The 16,072-nt window shown below is 58.2% G+C and carries 15 protein-coding genes; 8 read left to right on the forward strand and 7 right to left on the reverse strand.

Annotation, left to right across the window (positions count from 1 at the left end):
• Nucleotides 1–11: 11 nt before the first annotated feature.
• Nucleotides 12–464 (reverse strand): DUF5990 family protein, encoded by a 453-nt coding sequence (locus WCA10_RS00350; RefSeq protein WP_472820485.1) that lies wholly within the window; start codon nucleotides 462–464, stop codon nucleotides 12–14.
• Between the two features lie 222 nt (nucleotides 465–686).
• Here WCA10_RS00350 and WCA10_RS00355 point away from each other — a divergent pair, with 222 nt between their 5' ends.
• Nucleotides 687–2,624, forward strand: a complete 1,938-nt coding sequence (locus tag WCA10_RS00355; RefSeq protein WP_472820486.1) for a hypothetical protein — start codon at nucleotides 687–689, stop codon at nucleotides 2,622–2,624.
• A gap of 165 nt (nucleotides 2,625–2,789) precedes the next feature.
• Here the strand turns inward: WCA10_RS00355 and WCA10_RS00360 are convergent, their stop codons facing one another.
• From WCA10_RS00360 to WCA10_RS00375, 4 genes are all read right to left on the reverse strand, one after another.
• Entirely contained in the window at nucleotides 2,790–3,485 is a 696-nt protein-coding gene (locus tag WCA10_RS00360; protein ID WP_472820487.1) for a hypothetical protein, read from the reverse strand.
• Nucleotides 3,486–3,520: 35 nt separating this feature from the next.
• Nucleotides 3,521–5,323 (reverse strand): MFS transporter, encoded by a 1,803-nt coding sequence (locus WCA10_RS00365; RefSeq protein ID WP_472820488.1) that lies wholly within the window; start codon nucleotides 5,321–5,323, stop codon nucleotides 3,521–3,523.
• A 22-nt stretch (nucleotides 5,324–5,345) separates the two neighbouring features.
• Nucleotides 5,346–6,479 (reverse strand): MFS transporter, encoded by a 1,134-nt coding sequence (locus WCA10_RS00370; RefSeq protein WP_472820489.1) that lies wholly within the window; start codon nucleotides 6,477–6,479, stop codon nucleotides 5,346–5,348.
• Between the two features lie 108 nt (nucleotides 6,480–6,587).
• Nucleotides 6,588–7,502 carry an EamA family transporter gene (locus WCA10_RS00375; RefSeq protein WP_472820490.1) on the reverse strand — a complete coding sequence of 305 codons (915 nt, stop codon included), beginning with the start codon at nucleotides 7,500–7,502 and terminating at the stop codon, nucleotides 6,588–6,590.
• A 60-nt stretch (nucleotides 7,503–7,562) separates the two neighbouring features.
• On the opposite strand from WCA10_RS00375, the gene WCA10_RS00380 reads away from it, so the two are divergent.
• Nucleotides 7,563–8,204, forward strand: a complete 642-nt coding sequence (locus WCA10_RS00380; protein WP_472820491.1) for a CGNR zinc finger domain-containing protein — start codon at nucleotides 7,563–7,565, stop codon at nucleotides 8,202–8,204.
• Nucleotides 8,205–8,384: 180 nt separating this feature from the next.
• On the opposite strand, the gene WCA10_RS00385 is transcribed toward WCA10_RS00380, so the two are convergent.
• Nucleotides 8,385–9,404, reverse strand: coding sequence for a DUF7544 domain-containing protein (locus tag WCA10_RS00385; RefSeq protein ID WP_472820492.1), 1,020 nt, complete (start codon nucleotides 9,402–9,404; stop codon nucleotides 8,385–8,387).
• A 150-nt stretch (nucleotides 9,405–9,554) separates the two neighbouring features.
• On the opposite strand from WCA10_RS00385, the gene WCA10_RS00390 reads away from it, so the two are divergent.
• From WCA10_RS00390 to WCA10_RS00410, 5 genes are all read left to right on the forward strand, one after another.
• Entirely contained in the window at nucleotides 9,555–10,643 is a 1,089-nt protein-coding gene (locus WCA10_RS00390) for a fibronectin type III domain-containing protein (protein ID WP_472820493.1), read from the forward strand.
• A 313-nt stretch (nucleotides 10,644–10,956) separates the two neighbouring features.
• Nucleotides 10,957–11,793: a fumarylacetoacetate hydrolase family protein gene (locus WCA10_RS00395; protein ID WP_472820494.1), complete on the forward strand. Its 837-nt coding sequence runs from the start codon at nucleotides 10,957–10,959 to the stop codon at nucleotides 11,791–11,793.
• Between the two features lie 291 nt (nucleotides 11,794–12,084).
• On the forward strand, nucleotides 12,085–13,086 hold the full coding sequence (locus WCA10_RS00400; protein WP_472820495.1) for a transaldolase: 1,002 nt from the start codon (nucleotides 12,085–12,087) through the stop codon (nucleotides 13,084–13,086).
• Between the two features lie 365 nt (nucleotides 13,087–13,451).
• Entirely contained in the window at nucleotides 13,452–13,985 is a 534-nt protein-coding gene (locus tag WCA10_RS00405; RefSeq protein WP_472820496.1) for a hypothetical protein, read from the forward strand.
• Between the two features lie 292 nt (nucleotides 13,986–14,277).
• On the forward strand, nucleotides 14,278–14,817 hold the full coding sequence (locus WCA10_RS00410; RefSeq protein ID WP_472820497.1) for a hypothetical protein: 540 nt from the start codon (nucleotides 14,278–14,280) through the stop codon (nucleotides 14,815–14,817).
• 88 nt (nucleotides 14,818–14,905) lie between these two features.
• Here the strand turns inward: WCA10_RS00410 and WCA10_RS00415 are convergent, their stop codons facing one another.
• Nucleotides 14,906–15,274, reverse strand: a complete 369-nt coding sequence (locus WCA10_RS00415; protein ID WP_472820498.1) for a VOC family protein — start codon at nucleotides 15,272–15,274, stop codon at nucleotides 14,906–14,908.
• 305 nt (nucleotides 15,275–15,579) lie between these two features.
• Here WCA10_RS00415 and WCA10_RS00420 point away from each other — a divergent pair, with 305 nt between their 5' ends.
• Entirely contained in the window at nucleotides 15,580–16,020 is a 441-nt protein-coding gene (locus WCA10_RS00420; protein WP_472820499.1) for a hypothetical protein, read from the forward strand.
• Nucleotides 16,021–16,072: the final 52 nt, after the last annotated feature.

Consider the following 16,072-nt stretch of genomic DNA (forward strand, 5'->3'; position numbering starts at 1 on the left):
GTGTGTCCCCATCATTTCTGCGAAGACTTGACCAGTTTCCAGCCGGAGAAGGGTTTGACGGTGGCGCAGTTGGGGCCGCCGTCTTTGCCGGTTCCGGGAACGTGGGTTTCCAAGATCAGCTTCGGGTCATTCTCTACCCGGTTGAGAATCTCGCCCGTGATGCCGGTGAGTGGAATCTTGAGACGCCTGCTCCAGCTTGAGTCAATTTGACCTGCGGCGACACCGATATCGAGGTAAACAAAGCGAGCGCCCGAGGGGCCCCGCACGAAAGGACCGAGGAGATTCGGGTCCTCATTTTTGGTGCCGGGAACTGCTCTGACGGTGAACTCGAAGCGCAGATCGTGGACTCCGGATCTTTGCTTCTGGACGGTTTCGTAGTTGCTGCCCTTCCCTTTTTGAAGCGCGAAGTCCACGCCCGCAGGTGGCTTCTCCAGAACAATGCGCATTGTCAGTTCACACGCCATTGGCACATTCCTCAACATTGAGTTTCCTCTTGCCGTTTCCACAGTGCTCATCCGGTGGTACCCCTATTATCCGATCTCTCCAACTAAATTGCCCCGCGCATCAGGTAATAGAAACGCGTTATAGTGGTTCACAACCGAAAGACAAACGGAATCGCGCTGAAGAAGCCTTCCCTGGAGTGCGGCGCGATCGATGCGTGTATCCCTAATCAGTGAGCTGGGCTTGTGAAACGATTGATATCAAAATTCATCGTGGCGTTTTTTATCGGAGCACTAGCGGGGGTTGCGGCCTTTGCGGCGACTGTGGACGCTGGTTATCATCGCCCGGTGGCCGTCGAAGTTCTTTCGTATGTGGATGTCCACTCCTCGCATCCGGGTTCACGTTTCTATGTGAAGCTGATAGGGCCGTGGGTGGGGCTGGGTTGCTACTTTTATGACGGCCAGGTGCTTCAGGGGAGAATCGACCTGGCAACGCGTCGCGGCAAAGGCCAAAAAGAATCCGAGCTGGCGGTGTCCTTCCCAAATATGCGATGCGCAGGAAACAAATCCACGATGAACCTGGTGTTGGCCGCCATGGAATGGGATGCCGGTTTGGACAAGGTTCCGGATTCGCAGTACCCGAGCGTGGTGACGATCGCTAACCCGAGGATCGGCTCGAGCGGCTTCAGCATGGATGGGATGACGATGATGGCGATGAACCAGCGGCCGAAGAACCAGGTTCCGCTCAAGGCGGGCGACGTGCTGGGCATGGACGGCGTGACCCTGGAAATTGGCAAGGGCCCCGAGCGGAGTTCGCTGCTGAAGTCGACAAAGCGGGATGTGCATCTTGAAAAGGAATCGATGATGCTGCTGATACCGGAAAGCATCGCCTTCGCGAAAGGGAACGAGGCTGACGGAGTGTCGCTGATGGGAGGCCCGGCGGTTGCGGGATCGGCCGAGCTACGCCCTCCCGCGGACGCCGAGATTTCATTTAAAGCTCCTCCGCTCCCTGCGCCGGAGGAGTTCGAGCCATGCAAGCCGCCGGACTGCGCCGTGGATTTGCCATCGAGCGACCGCGACAGGCGCGGAACTCCGTCGAAATCCATCGGAATCCGCGCACTGGGATATGCGCCGCGTCCGGAGCAGGAATTGGGGGAACTAACTTACGATGAGGCGCTGGGATGGCTGGGTCCGCATCAGCTTCTCATTGCTTTCAATCCGCACACGCTGATTGATCGCTCGGGGCAGGCGTCAACGGGCATGGCGCTGCGAAGGATACATGCGGTTGTCGTGGATCCAGCGACGAGCAAGGTGCTGAGCAGCGCCGACTGGTTTCTGCCGGACATGGGCGAGTTTATGTGGCAACTTGCGGGCGGGCGCGTACTGGTGCATGTAGGCAACGAACTGCGCATCTACGGCGAGGGAATGCAGGTCGAGCGGCAGATTCCGCTGGACGGACCGCTGATGTTTGTGCGGCTTTCTCCGAACGGGGAGCTGATGGCGGTTGCCATTTTGCGGGAGACGCACACGCCGGAACAGCATGCGGCCCTGCGCGAAAACCTCAACATGGAGCCGCCGGAGAATGTGGAGATTCAGATACTCGATAAGGATTTCAAAACGATAGCGCGGGCCACGACATCTTCGTACATTGTTCCTCCTACGCTGCTGAACGAAGGGCAGGTGCAGTTGCTGGGCAAGCTGAAGACTCATTTTGTGCTGAGGCTGGCGCGGTGGAACGGCGAAGGGGCAACGGTGGCGCGATTCTCATCGGCCTGCATTCCCGAGGTCTCGAGCTTTGCGCCGGATCTTCTCATGGTGGCTACGTGCGAGCTGAGCACCGGGGCGCGTGAGTATCGTGTGCTGCGACCGAACGGCAAGTTGGTTCTGCGAGGGCGGCCCGATCCGCAGACGGCGGGTGAGTCTGGGCAGGGCAATGGGCGCTGCTTTGCGGTCAAGAATCTGCATGCCACGCAGTCGATGCTGAGGGGTGCACACTTTCATGGATCGGATCTCGACTACGAAGATATGCGCGTCTTTCAGTCGAGCGACGGACGGCGGCTAACGTCGGTGCGGCTGCAAGATCCGCCGCCGAGCCACGGGGCCTATGCCCTGTCACCGGACGGGACGCAGCTTGCAGTGATCGCAGATGAGAAGGTGAACCTGTTTGCTATTCCTGCGCAGTGAGCTCGCTTCGATGCTTCCACTGGCGGTTTAGTGCGCGGCGCCTTTGTCGAAGAAGGCCTCAATCTCTTCGAGCGTTTTGCCTTTGGTCTCCGGGAGCAGGAATGCGGTGGTCAGTCCGGAATGTTGGAATGAGGGGCTTGACGCGTGCGTTTCCCATTCACACTCCTACGCCTCACTGGAGATTCTTGCGAAGGTCTCGAAGCTGACCTGCCTGTTGACCTGTTTGCCAGCCGTTTGGAGCGCTTGAACCCTCTTCTGGTGTTCGCTCCATAGGACATTGGTGTTCACGCCGGTAATTCTTTGAAGAATTACAGTTGGTCCATACTTCGATTTGCCGCTGAAGCTCTTCGTCAGGAGAATTGTGCCGTCCTGGAAGAGGGTATGGAGTTTGATTCCCAGTTGCATTGGATGGGCATAGGTTGTTCCATCGTTCGAAATCAATACAGGAAATCCAAACGCTATTCGTGATCCATTGTGGATGGCCACAACCTCACGATTCAGCGCCATGATCAAAAAGAGAAATGCTGGATAGATGAGAAGAAGCCGGAACAGCGGGGTGGCCTCACCATAAAAAAACAGTGGACTGAAACCTGAATTCGCCAATTGGGTGCATTCAGAGCGATATCGATCTCGAATCCGCTGTTCAAAGGCAGAAGGAGTGATTTGAATGTACTCAGCGGGGCCAGTGAGCTGTCGGTCAAACGAAGCAGCTATGAGGACAAGCACGGGTATCGCAATCAGGACCGTCGCGGAGACGTGTAACGCCCAAAGCAGCGCGACAACAGCGAGTTCGATCAAAATAACCAGACCGTACGCTCTCAACACGCCACGTTTGCTGGCTTGAGATTGTTCTGCTTCCATCGGATCTCCAACTTAGAGCGGTCGCTGACGACGGTTTAGTGCGCGGCGCCTTTGTCGAAGAAGGCCTCGATCTCTTCGAGCGTTTTGCCTTTGGTCTCGGGGAGCAGGAATGCGGCTGTGAGGAAATACACGACGGTGAAGCCGGCGAACAAATAGAACATCGATGAGTAATTGTGCTTGCTGACGAAGGGCAGGAAGATGGCCTGCAGGGTCGCTGCGACGAGCTGGTTGATGACCAATGCGATGCTCATGCCATTGGAGCGAATGCGGGTGGGCATCAACTCTGAGAGCGCCAGCCAGACGCAAACACCGGGGCCGGTGGCGTAGAAAGCGACGAAGAGGTAAATGAAGATGGCGACCAGCCATCCGTGATTCTCGCTGGGGACTGGGCCGAGAACCGCCTTCTCGATTTTGAGGGGCGCCGATTTCGCTGCTTCATAATCGGCAAAAGGATTGCTGAAGATGGCCTGCACCTTGTTAGGTGGGACCGCGCCGTCGCGCGTGATTTTGAGCGGCGGGGTTGCGGGATCGTCGGAACGGACGTAGCTCGTGGTGCCGGTAAAGTCGCCATAGGAAAAGATGATGGCAAAGGATGCACGGCCGGGCTGTATGTCGCCGCCCGTGGCGCCGCTGGCTGCGAGCAGGCGCTGGGCTTCAGCCTGGTTGAACTGGAAGGTCAGTTGCTGATCTGAAGTGACAAGCGACTGAATCTGGCTGCGGCAATCCACATTCTGACGCTCGGTGCGCTTGAACAATGTTCCGACGGTGACCATGGAGAGAATGATGCCGCTAGTGCCGAGAACAAAGAGGAACTTGCGGCCCTTCCGGTCGACGAGCATCATGCCGATGGCCGTGAAGCAGAAGTTGAAGGCGGTGAAGAGGACGTATCCCCAGTGTGCCTGAAGATCAGACAGGCCGCTCTGGAGCAGGATATTGGTGTTGAATCCGATGACCGAATTGATGCCGGTGGCGGTGTTGCAGGCGAGAATGACGCACGCGAGGAGGAAGGGGATAACGTATTTGCGGCGCAGCAGCGAGTCGCGGACCTTCTGACCGGTGGCGGCAGCAGGTTTTGAGGCGGTCTCCATCTCGTGCAACTCAAGGGTTGCCTGTTCGGGAGAGCGGGAACGCAGGAGGGCTGCGCGTGCTTTTTCAAACTGTTTACGGCGGTAGAGCCAGCGGGGCGATTCGGTCACCATGAGGGCGCCAAGAACAAAGAGCGCGCCGGGAGGCAGCGAGACCCAGAAAATGCTGCGCCAGGCATGATCCTTGAATGTGAAAAGCGCGCTGGGATCGCCGAGGCGAGCCACGGCATCCACGCGATAGCTGAAGTAGATACCGATAAGGGCGGCAGCGACGATGCCGAAGGTAAGCAGCCATTGGAAGACGCCGGTTCCCTTGCCGCGTGTCGACGCGGAGAGGCATTCGGCGAGGTAGAGGGGAACGACGATGCCGATGAGGCCGCCGCTCATGCCCTGGAGGAGCCGGCCGAAGAAGAGTGGCGCGTAGCCGTGCGCAAGGGCAATGACGGGAATGCTGAGGATGAAGGACAGACCGCTGAGGATCATCAGTGGTTTGCGGCCGATCCAGTCGGCGAGCATGCCGGCGAAGAGCGTGGAGAAGACGCTGCCGAGCAGTACCGCTGCCACGATGATGGAGAGCTGCGATGGGTCGAGCTTGGAGGTGGCCTCGAGATAGGGCAGCGCGCCGCCGATGATGCCTACGTCGATTCCGTAGAGCAGGCCGCCGAGTCCGGCGACGAGAAGCAGGAAGAGGTTGTACCGCTGGCGGGTGCGATCGTTCGAGGCAACTGAATCAGGAAAAGTGCTGGCTGTCATGAATGTGCCTTCATTGTATTTCCTACCGCAGTGCGGAGCGGATCGCCAGGTTCAACACGACCATGAGAACGGCAGAGGCGGGAAAGAGGAGCAAGGCTTTCTTGAGCCGTTTGGGGTCGCCGCCGGCGATGGCGCCGATGATCCAGGAGCTTACGGCGAGGCCGACCCATCCGCAGGTAATGACGAAGCCGAGAGCGGTTCCCGTCATGCGCGGAAAGGCAGCGCCGGTGATGGCGAGCGTGGTGGGAAAGACGGGCGCCATCGACAGGCCGGCGATAAAGACGAGGGCGAAGGCCGGACCTGGCTTGTTGGTTTGCAGCATCAGAAACGTGGTGATCGCCATGGCGATGGATGCGCCGAGCGTGACGTCGATGGCGGGAGCATGCGCCAGGATAGGCGAAACGGCTACGCGGCCGATGAGGAGGCCAAGCGCGAATCCGAGCGAGAGGATATTGAGCGCACGCGACTCGGGAATGCCCTGGGCGATGAGGTGACGCGGGAGCCAGTTCCAGACGCCGACTTCGCAGGTGATGTAGAGGAAGAGGAAAAGGCCGAGCATGAACAGGAGTGGACGGCCGAGGATGGGGCCGACGTCGGCGAGCAGGAATTGCGCGTTGCCGCTGGGGGCGGGCATTTTCGAGAACGCCTGCACGATGAGCGCGGCGACGGTGAGTGACGCGATGGTGTAGCAGAGGCGGACCCAGTTTTTCTTGAAGATGTTGGCGGCGATGAAGGGGGTGGTGAGGCCGCCGAGTCCGAAGAAGAGGTTGACGAGGTTGAGGGCGATGGCGCTGTGCTGGCCGCTGACGCTGTTGGCGAGTGCGTTGGCGCCGGTGACGACGATGCCGCCGCCAATGCCGAGAAGGAATAACAGCAATAGGATCGGGCGGAATCCTGTAGAGCGCGGGAGCAGGAAGAGTGCGACGGCGATGCACGACAGGCCGAGGATGAGGCCGATCTTGTCTCCCTGGGTATCGAGCAACGGACCGACACCGAGCGAGGCGATGATGAGACCGAGGGCCTGCACGAAGGCGATGGTGCCGTTTTGCGTAGGCGTGAGGTGGAAGCGCTCAGAAAGCTCGGGCAGAATGGTGCCGAGCATAGCGGCGATCATTCCATAGACAAAGATGGCCAGAATTGCGGCAAAGATGAGCACGGAGCCGGGACCCTTTCAATATCGTAGGCAAGGATACGGCATGGGACCCGGGGGATCGCGAAAAAAGGGCTCTGACGAGGAGTGCGGGAATTGGCGATATGGCGCGGCCTAGTCGCGGCGGAGGATGAGGAAGACGCTGATGAGGACGAGGGCTGTTCCGGCGAGGATGCGGGTGGTGATGATTTCGCCGGCCATGAAATATCCGAGAGCCACGGCGACGATGGGATTGACGTAGGCGTGGCTGGAGACGCGCGTGGCGGGCATGTGCGCGAGCAGCCATACGAAGGCCGTGAAGGCGAGCAGCGATCCGAAGACGATGAGGTAGAGCAGCGCCGCTGCCGCACGCAGAGTGATGTGCGGGAAGGGGTGCATTTCGCCGAAGCCGGCGGAGAGCGCTAGGAGCATTGCGCCGCCGAGCATCATGGCTGCTCCGGCGGTGATGGGGCGCGATCTGGGAAGGTTCATGGAGCGCGCGAGCACGGAGCCGAGCGACCAGGTTGTGGCGCCGGCGAGGACGGCGAGACAGGGGACGAGGGCGAGATGCTGTTTGCCGCCGGGGATGAGGAGAATGGCAACACCGAGAAAGCCGAGGACGGTGGCGATGGCCAGCATGGGGCGCATGCGCTGCTGGCGGAGAATGAGCATCTCGATGATCAGGGTGAGGATGGGCAGGGTCGCGGCCAGAACGGAGACGACGCCGGAGGGCACGTATTTTTCGGCCCAGAAGAGAGGGCCGTACTCAGCGACGAACATGAGGAGCGCCATGATGGTGAGGCTTCGCCACTGTTTTGGGGTGGGGGCGGTTTCGCCTTTGACGCGCATGAATGCGTAGAGCAGGATGCCGGCGGTGAAGAAGCGGGCTCCGGCGGCGAAGAGCGGGGGCAGCTCTTCGACCGCGATGCGGATGGCGAGGAAGGTGGTGCCCCAGAGGATGTAAATGGCGAAGAAGGAGAGGAACAGGCGGATGCGGTAGGATTGCGATCCTTTGTCTTCAGCCGGGATGGTAACCGTTGAGTCAGCCATAAAGAGTTACCATGTTTACATTTCCAGGATAACCTGTCAACATGGTTTGAGAGGTTAGCGGTGGCCAATAGCTCTACAAATGGGGGAAGCACTCGAAAGGCAAGGAAACCCTTCGAGCTTATAGCCGGCAATGCTGCTCTCGACCTGGTGAATACGCTGGACTGGCGGTTTCGGGAGGAGCCTCCGCCGGAAGAGTTGCTGAGGGACTACGACGATCTCGCGTACTTTTCGGCGCAGTCCGGCTTAATAAGTGATGCGCTGGCTCGGCGGCTGATTCGAAATGTGAGTGAGAGCAAGGCGGCGCATGTTGTTGTGGCGGTGCGGGAGTTGCGGGAGGCGGCGGCGCTGGTTCTGTATGCGGCGCTTGACGGCGATGAGGTGCCTGGCTCGGCGGTGGCGTCGCTCGAAAGGAATTTCAAAAGGGCGCGGGATTCGCAGCGGTTGCAGAAGGTGGCGGGCAAGCTGGACTGGGAGTTTTCGCAGGGCAATTCCCTTCCCGAGTTGCCGCTTTGGCTGCTTTCGCTTCGCGCGGCGGAACTGGTGACTTCGGATGAGATGGAGCGGGTGCGGGCGTGCGGGAACGCGGAGTGCCGGTGGCTTTTTCTCGACACGAGCAAGAACCATACCCGGCGATGGTGCGATATGAAGATTTGCGGGAATCGGATGAAGGCTCGGAGATTCAAGGCGCAGCACCGGGGCTGAAACCTCCCAGGGATCCGACCAGTTGTTGAATTTCGACATCTGCAGAAGGTCGTTGATTTCGCCGCCCCTTGCGGTGATACGGAAGCAAAGAGCGGAAAGGCAATGACGCGTTGCTTAGATTCGTCGGCCAGATCGTCATCGTAAGGGAATTATGGCCGTTCATGAAACTCGCGCAAAACATCATCGATCATTAGGCGATGCAGAGAGAATGTTCGCAAGCGGACGATAATGCCCGGCATAGAACAGAAGGGCGTAATTGCGAATCCATGTAGCCAATGGACCACCAAGACCGAGGGATATCAGCACGCCGAGACCGAAGGCCGACAGTTCGATCAGAATTTCAATTGTAATGCGGCAAACCACTAGCGCACCGGTCGCGTCTTCCAGCATTGAGTTGATCGCCACTGCGAACATCTCGATAAAACCAAAGATCATTTGACCCAGAAACCAAATAGCGAGGGCCGCAATGATCCATAGCATAAGAGGCAGACCCAGACGCAGAATGAAATATGAGAAGAAGGTCTCTCCATTTCCGCGAATTCGGATCTTTACAGCAGTCCATGCCTCTTTAAACGTGAGTTCCTCGAGCGCCATATGCGGAAGAATGAAATCGACCATCACAACGTGAGCGAGAGCGGCTCCGAGACAAACCATAAGAGCGAATCCCATACACGGCAGGAATGTTACGAGGAAGACTCCAGGATCGAATTTGCCCTCGGGCGTGCGCAGCTTGAAGACGCTTATGGCAACTGAGATAAACCCACACAGCACTACAGCGGTTAACCCGACCACGGTCAGCCAGAACAGCAATGCCGCCCTAAAGAAGCGCATGGCCGAAATTCGATAGAGTTCCCAGACAGGTTCAATTTGCTTAGTCTCATGCACGACGCAGTGAAAAAAGACAAAGCGCAGATGAACAAATACATAGGAAACAATAAAGAAGAGCGAAATTATCAGCACGGCTTCGAGAATCGTGAAGAAGATTGTCTCTGGAGACAACAAGGTAGTGAAGTCAAAATGAGGAACGTTGAACGAGAACACGTCCGGAATCCAAAACCTGGAGTTGATCAGGACTCCTTCGCTAATCACCGCGATTGCAGCGAGCCGTATAAATGACAGGCAATTAAATGGGCGGAAGCAATAGCGGAATGTGCGCAGCATGGCAGGCCAAACTGCTTGTGAAGCAGATAGGGATGGCAATCTCCACTCTCGCGGTCCAGTTCACGATAGCACTCGGTCAAAATAGTTGTGCGCCATTCAATTCTCCCACCGGCGAGGTAATGTGGAAGGCAGCTGCCTTCCACCTGTACGCAGCATGCAACCTCATGGTGCTCCATTAGACTGAAAGCGATGAATCTGTTTGAGCGCAAGGGCTGGGCGGTGCTGGCGGTGGGGTTGTGCGCATTGCTTTCGGGGTGCGGAACGCCGGGCCCGCCGCAGCCTCCGTCGCTCAATCTGGCCGCTCCCATTGAAGACCTGTCGGCAATACGGACAGGCGATCACGTTGCCTTGACGTGGACGATGCCGAGGCGCAATACCGACAAGACTGCATTGAATGCTAATGTGGCGGTGCGTATCTGCAGGCGTGAAGGAAGCGGAACATGCGACCGGGTGGGGTCGGATTTGAGTGTCGCTCCGGGAAATCCGGGAAGCTTTACGGATGCGCTGCCGGGGTCGCTCACGAGTGGTGCGGCGCGACCGGTCAGTTATCTGGTGGAGTTGCGCAACGAGAAGGGCCGGTCGGCGGGGCTGTCGAATGCGGCAACGGTGCTGGCGGGGGAGGCTCCGCGACCTGTTGTGGGACTCAAGGCGGAGTTCCGCAAGCAGGGAGTGGTGCTGAGCTGGACCGCGGATGGCGAGACGGCGCCGGTCAGGCTGCAACGGAAATTGTTGACTCCGCCGGCGGGCAAGACGAAGCTAGGCCCGCTTGCTCCGGCTCCAGAACCGAATAACGAGACGCTACTGGTGGACGAAGGCGCGGCGCAGGGCCGAGCGATGGACACGACGGTTCGTGTGGGCGAGAGCTATGAGTACAGGGCGCAGCGCATGAGCCGCGTGGATGTGGAGGGGAAGACGCTGGAACTAGCGGGGGAGATCTCAGCGCCGGTCGATGTTGAAGCGAAGGATGTGTTCCCCCCGGACGTACCCACAGGATTGGCGGCGGTAGCGACGGCGGGCGAGAATGGCGCGGGGCCCTCGATTGATTTGAGCTGGCAGGCCGAGCTTGATCCAGCGCTGGTGGGTTATGTTGTTTATCGCCGCGAGGGCGATGGGGCGTGGAAGCGGATTTCTCCGGCAACTCCGTCGATCGCTCCGGCATTTCATGATGCAGATGTTCAGCCGGGGCACAAGTACCGTTATGCTGTGAGCGCGGTGGACAAGAACGGCCGCGAGAGCGCACGTTCCGAAGAGGCCGAGGAAAGGGTGCCTGAGAGGTAATGCCTGCAAATAGAATGTCCCAGGAGCAAGTGAAACGACGAATCGCGATCGAGATGGCTGCAGAAGAATCGAAAACGAGTTGCGATATCCAAATCAGGCGAAACATCCCTCAGCGGCTAAAGCCGTCCATATATTGCTGGACTTATGGCACGGATAAATCCGTGCCCTTTCAAAGCGGGTTTTTCGTCAACCTGGGCACGGCTGAAGCCGTGCCCTTTTCAAAACGGCGCTCGTCCAGCGGCCTTAATGAGCAATGGTTTCAGACTCGCTGCACGATCAGATCAAGTTCCGTCCTGTCGAAGGAGTTTTCGTGATGAAGTACTGCCGTTTTCGTTTTGAAAAGCAGATCATGTACGGGTTCGTGGAAGAGCGCGGGGGCGAGGAATGGATCGTGGATCTGGCCCCGACGCCGGAGGAGGATCTGGCGCTGCACCTGGCGCATGCGCGGGCTTTGGCGGCCAGGGAAATGGTGACCGATCCAGCGGGATTCGATTTTGAACCGCTGCCGCTGAACGAAGCGGATCTGCTGCCGCCGGTGACGCCGTCGAAGATTGTCTGCGTGGGGCGCAACTATCGCGATCACGCCAAGGAACTGGGGAACGAAGTCCCGACGGAGCCGCTACTGTTTTTCAAGCCGCCATCGTCATTGCTGGCACACAAGGGCACGGTGCTGATGCCGCCGCAGTCGGAGCGGGTGGATTTTGAAGGCGAGCTGGCGCTGGTGATCGGGAAGCGGGCGAGCAGGCTGCAGGCGGGCGCCGATTGGCGGAGCTATGTGCGCGGATACACCATTGCGAATGATGTGACGGCGCGCGACCTGCAGAAGAAGGATGGACAGTGGACGCGCGCCAAGGGTTTTGACACGTTCTGCGCGGTGGGACCGGTGGTGGCAAGCGAGGTTGATCCGGAAAAAGGGCTCACGGTGGAGACGCGTGTGAATGGCGAGTTGAAGCAGCATGGGTCGACACTGGATTTTATTTTTTCGATTCCGGAATTGCTTGGCTATATCACGGCGGCGATTACGCTTGAGGTGGGGGATTTGCTGCTGACGGGGACACCGGCGGGAGTGGGGCCGCTGAGGGCGGGGGATCGGGTGGATGTGGAGATCTCAGGGCTTGGTGTTTTGACCAATACGTTTGCGGCAGCATGAGACGAAAGACTAGCCAAGGGCTTCTCCGTTGAAATTCCCATCGGGCATCGTCCCTTACGGGGCTCGATTTAATCGCCGACATCCCCATGCTGAAGCATGGGGCTAACGACCATTGTGCCTCCGGCGCGGAACAGCCCAAGGGGCTCAATTCAAGAAACAAAAGGGCCATTGGATTCGTGCACATGAGAGCGAAACGTTGGGGGGTGCAGGCGCATCCTAAAGAGCGGTACACTGGAACCGGGCGCGCTTGATTGCATTGCGCGCGCTGGGGTCCCTTCCCCAGGAGGAAAAATGGCACAGAATCTGCTTGAACAACTGCGCAAGTACACGACTGTTGTTGCTGACACCGGCGATATTGAAGCGATGGAGAAGTTTCGCCCCACCGATGCCACTACGAACCCTTCGCTGATTACCACTGCGGCGCAAATGCCGCAGTACCAGCCGATCGTCGATAGCGTCCTCATGGACGCGAAAAAAGAACTGGGCGACAGCGCAAGCGACAAGGATGTTGCCAACCTCGCATTCCAGGGGCTGGCCATTGCGTTTGGCAAGAAGATCCTGGCGATTGTGCCGGGGCGCGTTTCGACGGAGGTCGATGCACGACTCTCCTACGACACCGAAGCCACGATTGCGCAGGCGCGCAGCATTATTGCGCAGTACGACAAGGCGAAGATCGGGCGCGATCATGTGCTGATCAAGATCGCGTCGACATGGGAAGGCATTCGTGCCGCAGAGGTGCTGGAGAAGGAAGGCATCCACTGCAACCTGACGCTGCTGTTCGGCATTCACCAGGCTATAGCCGCCGCCGAAGCTGGTGCGACACTGGTGTCGCCGTTCGTGGGCCGCATTCTGGATTGGTACAAGAAGGATACGGGCAAGGATTACCAGGGCGCCGATGATCCGGGCGTGCAATCGGTCACGAAGATTTACGACTACTACAAGAAATTCGGATACAAGACGCAGGTGATGGGCGCGAGCTTCCGCAACATCGGGGAGATCAAGGAACTGGCGGGATGCGACTTGCTGACGATTTCGCCGCAATTTCTTGCCGAGTTGGAAAAGACGGAGGGCGATTTGCCACGCAAGCTCGATCCGGAGGCGGCGAAGTCAATGCAGATCGAGCGCCTGGTGGTCGACAAAGCCACTTTCAAGAAGATGCATGCAGCGGATCGGATGGCATCGGACAAACTTGAAGAAGGGATCGAAGGCTTCTCGGCCGCGCTGGTGAACCTGGAGAAGCTGCTGGCGAAGCGGTTGGCGGAGTTGGAATCGCGGGCACCGGCGGCGGTTTAATTTGATTTGAGATTGAGATACAAGAGGGCGGCCTTCGGACTGCCCTTTGTTTGTTGGAGACGACATGAGCCTGGTTGGTATAGCAGGTCTCAGAAGCGAAATCCTTCGACTTTGCTCAGGGCAGGCTCTGGGGCACCAGGCCTTTTGATTAAGGAAGCGTGGCCTTGGTGCACATAGTTCTATGCGTGGTTACCAATGGATGGTTCGCCGCAGGTGAAGTGATTTACCTCACATTCCCGGTGCTACAATTCCGCTAAAGTTCTTTTCAAGCAAGAAAATCCAGCGATGGCCGGGAGGGCTTCCGGACTGCGCACGTTGCATCCGGATCTCGTCGTTTCCTGCCTCCGCGCTTATCGGGGACCCGCATGCAGGTGCAAACTCATCCGCTCGAACCGTTCTTTCAGCAGGCAGTTAAGAATAGTTATGAAGGCCGGCTTGGGCTGGGTCCGGAGATCACGAGTTACGTGTCCCGGATGCTTTGCGAGTTTACCGAGGCGGACAACCTCTTGCGGTTGCACGATTCGAAGGGGCGGCCGATCGAGAAGCTTGAAGAGATGGTGCGCGCCTCCGACCCGATCCATGGTACGGCGCGATCGTTCATCGCCGAGCGATCGATCAGGAAGTATATCGGCGACTACACACTTTTTCTTGCCGGGATGTGTCCCGAGGCCATCGAGTCCGATCCGAACAGCACTTCACAGAAGCCGACGCTGGCCGAGCTGATTCGCGTGGGCAAAGAGAGCTACTACATCGTGAGCCAGTTCAACGTATTTGAGTATGAGAAGAAAGCCGCGTTGTACGGGCAACTTTCGAATTCGTTTGAGCATTGCATTCTTGGTCTCGCCATTGCCCGCAGGGATTTGTGGCGAACGATAAATCCGCCAGCACCTGTACATTAGCCATATTTCTAGAAGGAAGCAGTCCTATACGCGGTCTGGTGGTTCGAGCCCCAGGGACAGGCACAATGTCCCTGGGGTTAACGATGTGTGTTACCACCCTTTGCAATTGACATTCCACTCTGCCAACAAAGTTGAGGTTCCCTCTTTAGTCGCAGCAACATTTCAGCTAAGCTCTGTGTCAACACTATGTACATCGGGTGGTGGCTGGTACTGCCGGCTGCACGACGTGAGCTGACCGGCCACTGCACAACAAGCAGTGCCGATCGCGCGCGAGTGCTTCACGGAGGTCTGTATGCAAAGCCAGGGTCATCCACTTGAGCCGTTCTTTCAGCAGGTTGTTCGCAACAGCTATGAAGGCAAGTTGGGATTGCACGATCCCGACGTGACGGGATATGTAGCACACCTGCTCTGCGAATTCTCACAGACCGACAGACTCTACCAGGTGCGCGATGCCGAGGGGCATCCGATTGAAGAGTTGGAGGCGATGGTTCTGGCGGCCGATCCGGTGAATGGCACCGCGACCTCGTTCGATGCGGAACGCGCCATGCGCAAATACATCGGCGATTATGCGCTGTTTGTCGGCGGGATGTATCCGGAGGCGAACGTTCCGGGCACGCGGCGACGGGTGCCGCATCCAAGTTTGTCGGAGCTGATTCACGCCGGCAAGGAGAGCTACTTCATTGTGAGCCAGTTCAACATGTTTGAGTACGAGAAAGAGGCGCCGTTGTTCGCGCGATTGTCGGACGGATTCGAACGGTGCATTCTGGGGCTGTCGCTGGTGCGCGAAGAGTTGAGAAAACGGAAGGCGCTGCCGGCGCCGGAAATGAATTGAGAGACAGGGACAGAGGGACAAGGAAGCGTAACAACTCGAGAGATGGTGCCCCGCTGGGTTGTAGACCGCGGGGCATTGTTTTGCGGAGTTATTCGGACCAGACGGCGAGGACGTTGCCTTGGCCGTCGGAGAAGTGGAAGCGCTTGCCTCCGGGGAAGTCGAAGGTGGGAACGGTGATGGAACCGCCGGCGGCGATGATGGCGTCCTGCGTGGCTTTCAAATCCTGCGAATAGAGGACGATGAGCGGCTGGGTGTCGCTTGGCGATTGCTGCAGTGGGTCGCCTTTGCGGAATCCGCCGTCGATGCCTGCGTGGTCCTTGTCGAAGGCGATGTAATCCGGGCCGTAGTCCTGGAAATTCCAGCTGAAGGCTTTCTCGTAGAATGCCTTGCTACCGGCGATGTCGGTGGTGGTGAATTCGATGTAATTGATGGCGTGGTGCTGGGCGGGTTCGCTCATGCGTCTCTCCTCATGCGTTGGGATGCGTGGAGTCGAGGGAAAGGTGACGCGAATGCGAAGCGCAGGCGCACCCTTCCAAGGTGCTCTGATACGCCTCCATCCGCATTCCCTCAGGCGGGAGAGTGCAGGTAGAGCCCGCTGATAAATGCTAAGGCGCGGACTGCCGAGGTACGAGGGGAAGGTAGCACAGACGAAAGTTACATTGCAATCGGATTTAAGACAGTGCTTCCATGGGTTTACAGCAGCTCAATTGACTTCAGTGAAATCTGCTTTCACGCTGCCTTGTCGAGCCGACGGAGATCAACATGAGAACTTTGCGCAGGTGGTCCATTGCAATCGCCCTGGTGGGTTGCACAGTTTTGAATGGGACGGCAAAGCCGGCACCCGGTAGCGGAGGGTACAGCCGAGGCAGCAGGGTAACGATTCCCGTGACAACTCCGTTGACCGTGAAGTTGGATCAGGCGGTCAGTGCAAAGACTGCTGAGAGCGGCGCAGGCTTTACGGTTACATTCAGTGAGCCGGTAAGGGTGGACGGAATGGTCGTGATACCCGCGGGCGCATCCGGTGCCGGATTGGTGAACAGGAACTCGCAAAACGGCGCAGAGATGGAATTGAACTCGGTGTTTGTGAATGGCAGATCGTACCGCGTGACCACGTTGCCAATCACTTTCAAGCAGAAGAGCATTCTCCGCGCGGGGACGAAATTCACGTTCGACCTCCTGCTCTCGCTGAACGTTGTCGAGTAAACGCTTGCGACGCGGCGAATTTCGCGGGAGTGCACCCCAAAGCTCAGAGTAT

Origin of the sequence: Occallatibacter sp., from assembly GCF_049582745.1 — a bacterium.
Lineage (GTDB): Bacteria > Acidobacteriota > Terriglobia > Terriglobales > Acidobacteriaceae > Telmatobacter.

Coding starts and splice junctions, on each gene's coding strand:
- WCA10_RS00350 (WP_472820485.1), bottom strand. CDS start 464: ATGGCGTGTGAACTGACAATGCGCATTGTTCTGGAGAAGCCACCTGCG.
- WCA10_RS00360 (WP_472820487.1), bottom strand. CDS start 3,485: ATGGAAGCAGAACAATCTCAAGCCAGCAAACGTGGCGTGTTGAGAGCG.
- WCA10_RS00365 (WP_472820488.1), bottom strand. CDS start 5,323: ATGACAGCCAGCACTTTTCCTGATTCAGTTGCCTCGAACGATCGCACC.
- WCA10_RS00375 (WP_472820490.1), bottom strand. CDS start 7,502: ATGGCTGACTCAACGGTTACCATCCCGGCTGAAGACAAAGGATCGCAA.
- WCA10_RS00390 (WP_472820493.1), top strand. CDS start 9,555: ATGAATCTGTTTGAGCGCAAGGGCTGGGCGGTGCTGGCGGTGGGGTTG.
- WCA10_RS00395 (WP_472820494.1), top strand. CDS start 10,957: ATGAAGTACTGCCGTTTTCGTTTTGAAAAGCAGATCATGTACGGGTTC.
- WCA10_RS00400 (WP_472820495.1), top strand. CDS start 12,085: ATGGCACAGAATCTGCTTGAACAACTGCGCAAGTACACGACTGTTGTT.
- WCA10_RS00405 (WP_472820496.1), top strand. CDS start 13,452: ATGCAGGTGCAAACTCATCCGCTCGAACCGTTCTTTCAGCAGGCAGTT.
- WCA10_RS00410 (WP_472820497.1), top strand. CDS start 14,278: ATGCAAAGCCAGGGTCATCCACTTGAGCCGTTCTTTCAGCAGGTTGTT.
- WCA10_RS00415 (WP_472820498.1), bottom strand. CDS start 15,274: ATGAGCGAACCCGCCCAGCACCACGCCATCAATTACATCGAATTCACC.
- WCA10_RS00420 (WP_472820499.1), top strand. CDS start 15,580: ATGAGAACTTTGCGCAGGTGGTCCATTGCAATCGCCCTGGTGGGTTGC.